This is a genomic window from Kribbella sp. ALI-6-A, from assembly GCF_001984195.1.
Classification (GTDB): Bacteria; Actinomycetota; Actinomycetes; order Propionibacteriales; family Kribbellaceae; genus Kribbella.
In genome coordinates, this window is sequence record NZ_MTQN01000012.1 from 1,892,187 (window position 1) to 1,905,623 (window position 13,437).

Genomic DNA, 13,437 nt, shown 5'->3' on the forward strand with positions numbered 1-13,437 from the left:
TCAGAACGCGTCGACGTCGCTGGTCGAGGCGTTGCCGAGCAAGGTGGGTTGCAGGTCGATCTTCCAGGCCTCGTTGCGGCCGAAGCCGTCGTCGAACTTCTGGAAGCTGCAGCCGGCGCTGAACTGGCGGCGCTTGGGGTTCCAGTCGGTGCCGCTCTTGAAGAACACGTGGTACTTGCCGCCGATCCGGTTGATCGTCGCGGTCTTCTTGGCCTGGACGTAGACCAGCAGGTGCGGCTTGCTCGGTGGTTTGCCGTCGGTGACGATCGCGACCGCGACGTCGTCGGTCGTCCCGTTGGTCACCTGCAGCCGGCCCGAGCCGCGTGAGCCGGAGCGGACCAGGACGTCGCCGTTCGACGGGCGCTGGTCGGCGGGCTCCGGGCCGAGGTCCGGCAGCGTCGTGCCGAACTTCAGCCCGAAGCGCCGCAGCGGCGCGATCGCGCCGGTCAGGTCCGCGGTGAGTTTCCGCTGCACCTTCTGCGAGGTGTAGACGACTCCGCCGCACTTCGCGTTCGTGTCCACGTCGTCGGCCTGCGGGCCGGTCAGCGACGCGGCGGCGGCGCGCAGCCGGGTCTGCAGCGTCTTGTGCGCGGCCGCGACGTTCGGCTGCACCTTGAGCAGGGCCAGCTCGGCGGCGGTCGAGTTCAGCGACTCGGCCAGCGTGTCCATCGCGTCGGCGAGGTTGTCGCCGCTCTTCGCGCCGGTCAGGCCGCGCAGGTCGGTCGCGATCTGCTGGTCGACCTTCGCCAGGCTCGCCTGGTACTGCGCGCCGGTGAGCGGGCCCGCCGGTTTCGGCGGTGGCGGCGGCGCGCTGGTGGTCGTCGTACTGGCCGTCGGGGTTGTCACCGCCGACGGACCCGGGTCGGCTTCGCGCGCCGAACCGTCCCCACATGCTGCCGCCGTACCGAGCAGTGCCACCCCGAGCACCACTGAGACCAGCTTCTTCATTTGTCCGCCCCCAGGTCCGTGGAACCCTTGTGGGCAAAGCCTAGGCGCGAACCGGGGCCGTGGCGACCGGAACTCAGCTCCGGGGTGCGGGGCGGACGAACGGGAAGGCCAGCGTGGACCGGATGTTCTGCCCGGTCAGCATCATCACGATCCGGTCGACGCCGAGCCCGAGCCCTCCGGTCGGCGGCAACGCGTACTCCAGCGCGGCCAGGAAGTCCTCGTCCAGCGACATCGCCTCGGGGTCACCGGCGGCGGCCTTCAGCGACTGCTCGGTCAACCGCCGCCGCTGCTCGACCGGGTCCACCAGCTCCGAGTACGCCGTACCGATCTCGGCGCCGAACGCGACCAGGTCCCAGCGTTCGGCCAGCCGGGGATCGGTGCGGTGCCCGCGGGTCAGCGGCGACGTCTCGAGCGGGAAGTCGGTGTAAAAGGTGGGCAGCGTCGTCCGTGGCTCGACCAGTTCGTCGTACAGCTCCAGCACCAGCTCGCCGGCCGACAGCTCGAACCCGGCCTTGATCCCGTGCTCGGCGCAGATTTCCCGCACCCGGGCGACCGGCGTACTGGAGTCGAGGGCGGTTCCGGTCGCGCGGCTGACCGCCTCGTGCACCGAGACGACCGGCCAGTCTCCGGAGATGTCCAGCTCCTCGCCGTCGCGCTGGACGACCGGTTTGCCGAACACCGCGACGGCCGTCTCCAGCAGCAGCTCGCGGGTCAGCTCGCGCATCACGTGGTAGTCGGCGTACGGCTGGTAGGCCTCGACCGAGGTGAACTCGGGGTTGTGGGTGGCGTCGGCGCCCTCGTTGCGGAAGTTCCGGTTCAGCTCGAAGATCTTGCCCAGCCCACCGACGCCGAGCCGCTTCAGGAACAACTCCGGCGCGATCCGCAGGAACAGCTCGGTGTCGTAGGCGTTGATGTGCGTGACGAACGGCCGCGCGTTCGCGCCACCGTGCACGGCCTGCAGCATCGGCGTCTCGACCTCGGTGAAGCCGCGCGCCTCGAAGCCCTGTCGCAGCGCCCGAACGGCGACGCTGCGGTGCCGCAGCATCCGCAGCGAGTCCGGGTTCATCACCAGGTCGAGGTGGCGCTGGCGGACCCGGGCCTCGGGATCGGTGAAGCCCTTGCGCTTGTCGGGCAACGGGTGCAGGCACTTGGCCGCCATCGTCCAACTGGTCGCGGCGACGGACAGCTCGCCGCGGCGACTCGTCACGACCTCGCCGGTGACGCTGACGTGGTCACCGATGTCGACGTACCGGTACCAGTTGCTGAGGTCTTCGGGAGTGCTCGCGGTCAGCATGACCTGGAGCTGGTCGAGGCCGTCCTGCAGCTGGGCGAACGCCAGACCGCCGTGGTCGCGTAGCCGGACGACGCGGCCGGTGACCGAGACCTGGTGACCGGTGTGGTGGTCGGGCGGCAGGTTCTGGTGCAGGGCCCGGATCCGTTCGAGGGTCTCCGTCCGCGGCACCGTGACAGGGTACGGATCGATGCCTGCGGCAACCATCGCGGCAAGCTTGGCGCGCCGGATCCGTTCCTGCTCGGTGAGTTTGCGATCGGGCAGCGCCGGGCGGAGCAGCTCGTCCTCCTGCTCCTGCACGGTGACGGCGAATTTCGCGCTGTTGCCGACCGTGATCGCGTGCCGATCCGTGCTGGTGCTGGCGTCGACCCGGGTCCACGGCCGGGGCGCGGGCAGGAAACCCTCGGCGGTCCCGGCCGCGAGCAGCACCTGCGCCAGCGAAGCGCCGCGCGAATAGCAGATCAGCCGTGGCGACCAGCGCGGCAAGTACTTCTCGTTGCTCTGGTAGAGACTCTCCAACTGCCAGAAGCGTGAGGCCGCGGTCAGCAACGCGTTGGTCAGGCGCAGTACCGGGCCGGCTCCGACCCGTTCGGCGTCGCTGAAGATCTCGCGGAACATCGCGAAGTTCAGCGAAATCCGGTGCACGCCGAGATCGCCGCAGGCGTCCACCAGCGCGGTCACCATGAACTCCATCAGCCCGTTCACCGACTTGGGATCGCGGCGCATCAGGTCGAGCGAGACGCCGCGCACGCCCCACGGCGCGAACGACAGCAGCCCGCGTACGGCGCCGTCGGCGTCCCGCGCGATGACCATCACGCAGCGCGCGTCGGCCGCGTCACCGAGCCGGCCGAGCGCCATCGAGAAGCCGCGCTCGGTCCGGGCGCCGCGCCACTGCTCGGCCAGTTCGACGTACTTGGCCAGTTCGTCGGTGTCGAGATCGCCGTGCCGGACGACCTGTGCGTGGTACCCGGCGCGCTGGGCCCGGGTGACGGCCTGCCGGACCGGCCGCATGGTCCGGCCCTCGAGCGTGAAGTCGGCGACGTCGATGATCGCCTCGTCGCCCATCGCGAGCGCGCGCAGCCCTGCCCCGACATAGGCGCGCGCGGCCTCTTCGCTGGCCGACAGCACGGCGGGAGACCAGCCGTAGGTGCGGGCCTCGGTCAGCCAGGTCCGGATCGCGGCGGGCCAGGCGGCCGGGTCGCCGAGTGGGTCGCCGCTGGCCAGGCTGACGCCGTTGACCACCCGGTAGGCGATCGCGGCGTTGCGGTCGGGGGAGAAGACGACGGCCTTGTCCCGGCGGGTGGCGAAGTAGCCGAGGCTGTCGCGTTCGCCGTACTGGAGCAGGAGGCGGCGGACCTCGAGCTCCTCGGACTGGCTGAGGTAGCGGACCCGCCGGACCGAGCGGAGGAAGATCCAGAACGCGATCACCAGCGAGGCGGCCGAGATGAAGCCGACGGTCAGGCCGACCCACGGGTGGCCCTCGTGGCCCGAGCCCATCCGGGCCCGGCTCTGCCCGAAGGCGGCGAAGACGGCCCAGCCGATCTTCTCCTTCTGGCCGTTCAGGGTGTTGGGGAAGACCTGGGTCAGCGTGATGCTGACCGCGATCGAGACCAGCAGCCCGGTGACCAGGACGCCGATCGCCAGCCGGCGGCTACCGGGTGCCAGCCGGGCCGGAAAGCTGTCGCGGATCTTCCACAGCAGCACGATCATCAGCACCGGCACGACCACGCGCACGATGCCCAGCTCGAGATCCTCGACCGAGGCCCGGCCGAACTCCGCGATCAGGTCGGGATCGTTGGGGTTCGCGATCTGCACACTGATGAAGCCGAGCGCGGCGACCTGGGTGATCAGGGTCAGTCCCTCGAAGACCCACAGCACCCACAGCAGCGCGGCCCGCTTGCCGCGCAGCAGGGCGCTGCCGACCACCGCGAGATAGACCGCGGACAGGAACGTGTGCCCGGCCGGGATGCCGAAGAAGTCGATCACCGCTTCGACGTGCTTGACCACCTCCGGCGCGGCCAGGTGCAACGGCACCGCGACGAACGACCACACGGCGGCGGTGACCACCGCTCGCCCCACCCAGAGGGCCGCCCGCTGCTGCCACTTCGGGATGGCCTGTTGCCCTGACACGCAGTGATCATCCCACTGCCGCATCACGGCTGTGTGAGGGTGTGCGTCCGGTTATGCCGTGGTGGTCATCGCCGGGGTCGGGAGCTTGCGCTGCCAGACCTCGTCCAGCGCCATCCGCATCGCACCGGTGACGACGGCGTCCTCGGCCAGGGCGGACAGCTCCAGCTTCGGATGGTTCAGCGTGAGCAGGCGGAGCTGGTCGGAGATGGCGTCCAGCAGGACCGCACCGGCCCGGGCTACACCGCCACCGATGACCACCGCGGTCGGGTCGAGCACCAGGACGGCGGGGGCCAGTGCACGGGCGAAGTCGCGGGCCACCTGCTGCACGAGCGCTTGGGCGATCGGGTCACGCTCGGCGGCAGCGGCGAACACGTCGGCGGTGTCGAGCTGGTCGCGACCGAGTTCTGCCAGCCGCGACTCCGGGTGGTCGATCACGGCCTGCCGGCCGAGGGCGGCGATCGCCTCGGAGCCGACGGCCCGCTCGAGCGGTCCGCGGCTGTCCTCGGGGTTGATCACGTCGTCGGCCGCCGTCGCGATGAAGCCGATTTCGCCCGCCGCGCCCGTCCCGCGGTGCAGCCGGCCGTCGATCACGATGCCGGCACCGAGTCGCTCGCCCCACTGGACGGCGAGCAGCGTGCCGGTGCCACCGCGGGCCGCCGCGATCGCGAGAGCGGCCAGGTTGGCGTCGTTGTCGAGCATGACCGGGCAGTCGAGCAGGCTGCGGACGTGCTTGACCAGGTCGATCGAGGACCAGCCCGGTACGCTCGGGACCAGCTGGACCCGGCCGATGTGCTCGTCGACGATGCCCGGGCTGGCAGCGACCGCGGCCGCGATGTCCTCGGCCGGCACCTCCGCCTCGGCCAGCGCCTCGGTGATCACCTCGCTGATCACGCCGAGCAGTTCCTGGGCACTCCAGCCCGGGCCGGCCCGGCGTACGAGGGAGAGCTTGCGGCCGGCCAGGTCGGAGACGCCGACGGTGACCCGGTGCGGCCCGACGTCGAGGCCGAGCACCGGCGCCGCGCGACCACGCAGCGACACCCGGATGGCCGGCCGGCCGAGCGAGCGGTCCGCGGAGTCGGGCCCGTGCTGCTGCAGCCAGCCGGCGTCGAGCAGCTCGTCGACCGCTTGCGCGACGGTCGGTCTGGCCAGCCCGGTCCGCTCGACCAGCTCCGCCACGCGCAGCGGTGCCGGGGCCGAGCGCCGGACCGCGTCCAGCACAGCAGCGACGTTGATCCGCCGCAGCATCGTCGTACCGCCGCCGCCGACCGTTCCCTTGCTCATGTCCGACCCCTTGCCTGCCACTCGCCCATCCTATATAGAAAGCGAGCGTTCATAAATTATCAGCGGAATGCCGCGCGCCGCCGCTCCGGCTGGGCGGTCACCCGGAGTTGCGTGCGACGACAACTATCACTGTCCGGCCGCGACACGCCCGAACACACGCACAGGCCACGGGATCAGTCCTGCAACACCGTCCGCGCGAAACTGCTGAGCGCCTCCCGATCCGGCTGCCGGGTTTTGGTCATCAAACTCGCCACGTGCTTTTCCACGGTACGGGGAGAGATGTGCAACCGCGACGCGATCGACTTGTTCCCGATCCGGTCGACGAGGAGCAGGCACACTTCGTATTCGCGGGTGGTGATGCCGAGCCTGCGCAGGTTGGCCGGAACCTGGTCGGACCCGCTGCGCCGCTGCGGAACGGTCTCGCCCCACTGCCTCAGCTGACTCCGGCAGGCGCTGGCGACCGGAGCGATCTCCGCCTGGTGGAACCAGTCCTCGGCCTGCCGCAGCCAGTCGACCGGCGTACCCCAGCCGTCGGCCCAGGCCGCCTCGGCCACCAGCCGCAGGCCGAGGTGCCGGGCCATCGGATAGATGTCCGAGGTGGTCAGCGCCTCCGCGACCTGCTGCGCCGCCTCGTCGCCCTGGCCGGCCCGGCCGAGCAGGATCGCGTGCGCCAGATGGACGAACTGCTTGTTCCACCGCATCTTGCTGGCCGAGGTGGCGCGAACGACCTCCAGGTGCTCCCAGCTGTTCCGCCCGGACAGTACGCCGAGCAGCAGGCCGACGCCGTTCTTTCCCGAGGTGTGGAAGGTGGTCGGGTTCTGCGCGTCGTAGGCCAGCGCCTGCGCCATCTCCGACTCGGCCAGCTCCCGGTTCTCCTCGAGCAGGGCGCAGAACGTGCGGGCCAGCCCGTACGAGTACGGCAGCTCGTACGACGCACGCTCGCCTCCCCAGGTCGCGGCTTCGGCCAGTGCCGACTCCATCGCGGCCCGGTGGCCCTGGTGCGCTTCGAGCATCGCCTTCGTGGCCAGGAAGTACGTCGCCGACCGGCCGATCCGCACCCGGCGGGTGAAGTCCAGGCACTCGTCGATGAGCCGGCCGGCCCGCTCGTGCTCCGACCGCATCACCAGCGCCTGGGCGATGGTGCCGTCCACCTCGTAGGCCAGCGAGATCGCGCCGATCCCCATCGCCTGCTGGCGGGCGCGTTCGAGCTCGACCAGGCTGCCGGTGGCCAGCAGGATCGAGCCGGCCTGGAAGATGTGCGAGCAGACCCGCTGGAAGGTCAGGTTGTTCGCCTCGGCGACCTGACGGGCCCGGTGGAAGTAGTCGATCGACTGGTCCAGGTCCTTCTCACGCGACAAGATGCCGAGCAGCTGCAGGGCGTCGCAGGCCACCGCAGGCAGGCCGGCACGTTCGGCCGCGGCAGCCGCCCGGGAGGCCAGCTCGGTCGCGGACTTGATCCGGCCGGGACTCGTCCGCGCCAGCTCGAGGTGAGCGGCGATCGCGTCGACCGGCGCGAAGTCGGCGTCGCCGGCGTCACTGCCGAGCAGCGACCGCGCCGTGGCGACGTGGGTGAGAGCAGCGGCCCACCGGCCGGCCATGTGCTCGAAGTTCGCCAGCTGCACGTACAGCGAGGCGACCTTGCGGCTGTCCAGGTTGCGGTAGGCCATTTGTTCGATCGTCGCCGCGTGGGCGGCGCTGTTCTCGAACTGGCCGGTCTCGCTCAGCGCGATCAGCAGGTTGCCGAGGATGTCGGCCCGGTAGCCGGTGTCCGGGTCGGACTCGAGCAGCGCGGTGGCCCGCTCCAGGAGTTTGACGGCCGATTCCATCGAGCCGTTGTCGAACGACCGCTGGCCCGCGGAGGCGAACAACCGGCCGGCCCGGAGCAGGTCTCCGCCGGTCTCGGCCAGCTCGGCCACCATCGTGCACCACTCGCCGGGCAGGCCGGGATGCAGTTTCTCGATGGCGTCCGCGCACCGGCGAGCCAGTTCGCCGCGTTCGGTCGGGGTGATGCCGGCCAGCAACGCCTCGGCGGTGAGCGGATGGCGGAACGCGTACCAGTCCGGGACCGGTTCGTCGGGTCCGACCAGTTGGGCCGCCAGCCCTGCCCTCAAGGTGGCCAGCAGCAACCGTTCGTCGGTGTCGGTCGCCTGGCGCACGACGCTCAACGGGAACCGGTGACCGATCACCGCGGCCAGCACCAGGAGGTCTCGCGACTCCGGGCCGAGTTTTTCGATCCTGCTGGTCACACTGCGCACGATCGATCCCGGTACGGCGGTGCGAAGGCCTTCGACGACCTGGATGCTCCCGTTGGGCGCCGACACCAGTTGTCCCGAGCGAGTCGCCTCCTGCAGCAACTCTTCCACCACCAGAGGAACTCCGGCGCTGTCCTGCCACATCCGGTCGACCAGGAGGTCGGGAACCGCCGACGAGGAGACCTCCAGGCAGTCGCCGATCAGTTGGCCCACCTGGTCCCGGTCGAGGGGGCGAAGCTCCACCAGATCGGCCGTCCCACGCTGCGCCGCGATCTGCGCGAGCTCGCGGGCCGGGCACTCCTCCGCGCGCAGCGTGGCCACCAGCGCCACCGGGCCGTCGCTCACGCTGTCGACCAGGTACTCCAGCACCGCCAGTGTTTCCGGGTCCGCGCTGTGCAGGTCCTCCAGGACGAGCAAACAGCCGTTGTCCCGGCCGACCAGTTCCAGCAGCCGAAGGACCGCCTCGCCGAGAATGACCGGCGACACCGCTGCCTGCGGTGTCGCGGTGTCACTCCACTCCGGGATCACCCGGCCGAGCACCTGCCGGTACGCGCCGAGCTCGTCGGGCGACGGCATCTCGCCCCGGCGGATCAGCGACAGAAACGCTTCCGTGAAAGGACGGAACGGGACCAGGGTGCCGAGCGCACCGACACGGCCACGCAAGGTGACCATGCCGGTGTCGAGCGCGATCGTGGTGGCGACCGCGGACAGCCTGCTCTTGCCGATGCCGGGTTCGCCGACCAGGAAAGCGGTGCCGCCGCGGCCCTCACGCGTCGCGGTCAGCAGGTGGTGGAGATGGTTGATCTCCCCGTCCCTGCCGACCAGATGTGACGCGCGGGTCTGCATGCTTGCCAACTTTAACGACGGACAGGCCATGACGCAGTGGAATCGGCAGGTTCCGACCCGCTGACCCGGCCGCCGGTCGCGGTCACTGCTCCAGGGTCGGCCAGGTGCTGCACGCCTCGGTGGCCGCGGCGAGACCGATCGCGCCCATCCCGACCAGACCGATCAGGGCCATGGCGCGTGAGCCGACCCGGCTGCGGGCCGGTGGCAGCGGTGCGCCGAGCGGGTCGGCTTCGTCGGTCTCGGGGCGGTGGTCGTGGTCGTCATGGGCGGTCATGGTGATCTCCTAACGGGAAACGGCTGATCGGCGAACGGGTGGACGCCGTCAGACAACTGGGGGTGGAAAGAGGAACGACGGCACTTGCCGGTGAAAGCCCAGGCGCAACAGGCCGTAGCCGATGCCGGCCAGTCCGTTCAGCAGACCGGACGACGCAACGGATCCGGGCGTCCCGCAGCGTGGGCCGTGGTGCGCCAGCGCGGTCAGGACCATGCCCGCGCGGCGCCGTCGAACCACTTCCGCCGCCGGGTACTGGTCGACCAGCCACAGCAGGGGCTCGAGAGCGCCGAGCTCGCCGTGGCACAGGCTGAGATCGTCCAGCAGTGGGCGGTGCCGGGTGATCGTGAGGTACTCGTCCACGTCGATCGGTTGGCCGGCCGACCACCGGGCGAGAATCGTTCCGGCGTGCCCCGAGCACCATCCGGGCGATGGCGTGTCGCTGCCGAGGCGGGCGGCGACGAGCGCGGCTTCGCGATGCCGCGGGTCAGCGGAGCGATAGCGGCCGAGCGCCCAGGCGATGCCCAGGTGGCCACGGGCGAACCCGAGTCCGTCTGCCGAGTCGGCACCGCGCGACGCCGACTGCTCGACCAACGACGCCAGCTGATCGGCGTACTGGACGGCGAGCGAAGCAGCGGTGTGAACCCCTTCGATCGCCTGCATCGCGGCGAGACCGCCCGCGGCGCCGTCGACGAAGGTCGGAAACCCCGAGTCGGGCTCGACCTGCCCGCACAGCTCCAGTACGTCGGCCAGCCAGGCGGCGGGCGCCGGGTCGTCCAGCAGCCCGGCCAGCCGGTGCAGGCCGTACGCGATGCCGCCGAGCCCGTGCATCCCTACGCCGATCGCCTGTACCGCGGCCGGATCGGTGCGCAGCGACTCCAGCAGAGACGGGACGGGCTGGATCGCGTCCCACGCCAGTTCGCCGTACTTGGACGCACCGGTGAGCTGTCCCACCTGGGCGAGGAACATGGCGGTTCCCAGGTATCCGCTGGTCAGCCCCGCGCCCATCGGAAGCACGGCCCAGTGGTGGTCGTCGAGCAGTTCGAGACCGAGCCAGTTCACGTGTCCGCCGCGATCGCCGACGGCCTGGGCGACGATCTCGTCGGCGATGTCGGTCGCCGAGGCGAGCAGCTGTTCGGGATCTGCTTCGGTCGTGCCGAGACCCGGTCGCGACGGCCTGGCGGTGTGCACGACCGGCCCCGGCCGAGTCGCCAGCGAGGCCGAGATGATCCAGAGCTGACGGTGCTGGTCGACCTCGTTGAGGGCCGCGATCTTGGCCCGGACCCGGTCCAGACCACTCTCGCTGAGCATCCCAGGGATCCGCGTGCCGTCCGCTGCCCAGACATCCGTGCCGCCGGGGCGGGTGACGAACAGCGGTACGTCGCCCGCACGGAGATCGCCGAGCTCGTGCGGGACCAGTCGCCGGGTCGTGGGGTCGGTCTCCCACAGCAGCTCGAGCCAGGCCTCGCGGTTGTCGGCCGTGCGCAGCGCGTTCGGGTGGGTGGCCTCGTCCAGCAGGCTGGTGTAGACGCGGGTCGGGCGTGCGACGTACCGGACCTCGTCGTCGGCGCAGCGCTCGATCGGGCCACCGGGTCCGAGGAGTTCGTCGCGGTGCCGGACGATGGTGGTGTAGGCCAGCCGGAATCCGATCGCGATGCCGAGCTCGTGGTCGCGGGGTTCGGCCGCGCCGCCGTCGAGGTACGGACGGTTCCGGCCGCCGCGGGTCCGGGCCCTTCGCCGGACGAGTCGCATCGTGTCCAGTCCGGCGTCGGCCCAGTCGACGACACTGTGTGGTGCGAGAGCGTCCGCGTCACCGCCCAGCCCGGACAGATCCGCGACGCCGTGCTCGCCGGTCAGCAGCAGTGGCAGCAGCGCGGTGCGGTAGACGGAGTCGCGCAGCGCCGCGTGGGCCGGGTCGATGCCGGTCGCGGTCTGGACCGTCGAGTTCGGGTGGAACAGCGTCTCCACGTCGACGAGCACCGGTTGGTCGCCCGCGGCGATCAGGTTCTCGTAGTGCATGTCGGTGCCGTCGAGCACATAGAGCAGAGCCAGTAGGGCGCCCTGCCGCTGATAGAACCGGCTCACGCCGGCGAGGTCGGTGCACGGGTGGTGGTCGATGTGTTCGAGCCAGCCGTAACCGCTCCGGGCGACGACCCGGACCACCCTGATCGCCAGGCCGGTCCGGTCGTTCATCCACTGCACCAGGTCGTTGAAGTGGACGTGCAGGTCGAGGGGGCGCGGTTTGTAGACGATTCGCCGGTTGCCGGCGAAGGTCAGGATCGCGGTGCAGCGGCCGCCGTGGTGGAGGTCGCCGCCGGGCTCGACACCGGTCAGTGGCCCGGGGTCCTGGCCACCGAGCAGGTCGGCGACCAGGAGCTCACGATCCTCGGCGAGGCGGGCCAGTAGCTCGAGGTGGCCCTCGACGCTCTGTCGGCACGCCTCGCCCAGGACCCGGGCCAATACCGGGTACGCGGCCAGGAAACCCGCCAGCTCGCTCCCTCCTACGAGCCGGTGGGTGAAGTCGGTGAAACGTTCGGCCGGGGTGGCGCCGGCCAGGTCCCCGCGTTGGCGGGCGGTGTTGAGTTCGAGTACCAGAGTGCGGGCCGAGAGCTTGACCAGGCGCAGGCCCAAGCGGTGCAGGAACTGTTCGGTGACCGGGCCGGTGTGGCCGGCGGCGGTCAGGTCTTCGCGGGCTGTCTGGAGCAGGGGGCGAAGGCAACGGACCACGGTCTGTTGCCAGTCGCCGTTCGCCGGTTCCTGGACAGACTGCGCTGCGGTGCTGCCGTCAAGGCTGCGCTCCACGTACGCCGCCCAGCCCGGCATCGGTGACGCCGGCTCGTGCGGAGCCAACCCCGCTGACCACCAGGCTTTCGGCTGGTCGGTCGGGGGCGCCGCGGCGGTCGCTGAGTCGAGCACGCGCACAGCGTCGCAGTCGGCGGGCGAGAAGACATGGGTATCGATCCCCCATATTTCCGCAAGCGTTCGCTTCGGCCTACGTGTCCGACAAACGCTTGTTTTGCTGCTGTCCGCGGGACGATGACTGGGGGTTGACCGCCCCGCGGCAGCAGCGCCTGTTCCGGCCGGCCTCTGGTGGAAGGCTTTCCCGGATCAGGAACTCAGGTGGAACAGGTGACCGTCCCCGGCCCCCCGCTGGTCGTTGTCCTCGTGGCCGGCCTCCCGCTGTCGGTGGATCTGCTGGAACGCCGAGAACGATGCCCGCCCGGCCGCGGGCCGGACAAGTGCCGTGGGCCCCCATCTTTGGGAGCGGGGCACCGGCCGGGAACATGGGGGCGGATCCCCCATGTGGGTCCGGCCTCCAGGTGTCACCGTGAACGGGTGTACAGCGCAGCTCCCGGCCTTCCGGTCTCAGCCCACTCGGTGCTCGACGTCGTGCCGCAGCCGGCCGGGCAGTCCGCCGCCGCCGCGTTGCGGGAGACGGTCGAGGTCGCGCAGACCGCCGACGACCTGGGCTTCCGCCGGTTCTGGGTGGCCGAGCACCACGGGGTCCGCGGGGTCGGCAGTGCGACGCCGGCCGTGCTGGCCGCCGTACTGGGCGCCCGGACCGATCGGATCCGGCTGGGCTCGGGGGGAGTGCTGCTGGGCAACCACAAGCCGCTGCTGATCGCCGAGCAGTTCGCCGCGCTCGCCGCGGCGTACCCGAGCAGGATCGATCTCGGGGTCAGCGAAGGCAGTGTCTCGGCTCCTTGTACCGCGGCCGCTCTCGGCTGGTCCGGTGACGCGCGGGAGGCCTTTCCGCAGCGGCTGGACGAGCTGTGCCGGTTCCTGCGTGACGGTCTGCCCGGACGGACGCCGGTCGGCGACGTCCGCCTCACGCTGGCCGGGCTGCCGCCGCCCGTGTTCGTACTGGCGAACCGGCCGGCCACGGCGCAGCTGGCCGCGGTACGAGGGCTGCCGGTGTTCCTGACCGCGTCGGAGGCCACGGTGGCCGCCGCGGCGGCGTACCTGGACACGTTCGAGCCGACCGGTCCCACCGGCAAGCCGTACCTGGGGGTGTCGGTCGGAGTGGTTGCCGCCGACACCGATCAGGAGGCGCTCAACCGGCTTGCGGAGTACGTCCGGGTGAAGCACCGGCTGGCCAGTGCCTCGCCGCGAGCGACTCCGGCCGAGTTGCTCGAGCTGCTGGAGCCGCCGATCACCGGACGCGAGCGCGGCCGGGCCGAGCGGCTGCTGGGCGACCCGGGGCACATCGTCGGCTCCCGCTCGACGGTCGCCTCCGGACTGGCCAAGCTGGCCGCCGGGACGGGCGCGGCGGAGATCATGCTCGCCCCCCTCGCGTACGACGGCCTGGTGCGCTCGTCGATCCTCCGCACCGTCGCGGCGGCCCTGACCCGGGCCATTCGCACGGTGCCGCGCTCGGCACCGCACTTCGTCGCGACTGCCTAAAGTGGGTACTGCCC

The 13,437-nt window shown here is 71.1% G+C and carries 7 protein-coding genes; 1 reads left to right on the plus strand and 6 read right to left on the minus strand.

The window, feature by feature from the left end; genetic code table 11:
* From BWI15_RS35590 to BWI15_RS35615, 6 genes are all read right to left on the minus strand, one after another.
* Window positions 1–948, minus strand: coding sequence for a hypothetical protein (locus tag BWI15_RS35590; RefSeq protein ID WP_077018859.1), 948 nt, complete (start codon window positions 946–948; stop codon window positions 1–3).
* Window positions 949–1,021: 73 nt separating this feature from the next.
* On the minus strand, window positions 1,022–4,369 hold the full coding sequence (lysX, locus tag BWI15_RS35595) for a bifunctional lysylphosphatidylglycerol synthetase/lysine--tRNA ligase LysX (protein WP_077018860.1): 3,348 nt from the start codon (window positions 4,367–4,369) through the stop codon (window positions 1,022–1,024).
* Window positions 4,370–4,420: 51 nt separating this feature from the next.
* Window positions 4,421–5,650: an ROK family transcriptional regulator gene (locus BWI15_RS35600; RefSeq protein ID WP_237771600.1), complete on the minus strand. Its 1,230-nt coding sequence runs from the start codon at window positions 5,648–5,650 to the stop codon at window positions 4,421–4,423.
* A 173-nt stretch (window positions 5,651–5,823) separates the two neighbouring features.
* Entirely contained in the window at window positions 5,824–8,748 is a 2,925-nt protein-coding gene (locus BWI15_RS35605; protein WP_077018862.1) for a helix-turn-helix transcriptional regulator, read from the minus strand.
* 82 nt (window positions 8,749–8,830) lie between these two features.
* Window positions 8,831–9,022, minus strand: coding sequence for a hypothetical protein (locus tag BWI15_RS35610; RefSeq protein WP_077018863.1), 192 nt, complete (start codon window positions 9,020–9,022; stop codon window positions 8,831–8,833).
* Window positions 9,023–9,070: 48 nt separating this feature from the next.
* On the minus strand, window positions 9,071–11,935 hold the full coding sequence (locus BWI15_RS35615) for a type 2 lanthipeptide synthetase LanM family protein (RefSeq protein WP_077019523.1): 2,865 nt from the start codon (window positions 11,933–11,935) through the stop codon (window positions 9,071–9,073).
* Between the two features lie 420 nt (window positions 11,936–12,355).
* Here BWI15_RS35615 and BWI15_RS35620 point away from each other — a divergent pair, with 420 nt between their 5' ends.
* Entirely contained in the window at window positions 12,356–13,423 is a 1,068-nt protein-coding gene (locus BWI15_RS35620; protein WP_077018864.1) for an MsnO8 family LLM class oxidoreductase, read from the plus strand.
* The last annotated feature ends 14 nt before the right edge of the window (window positions 13,424–13,437 follow it).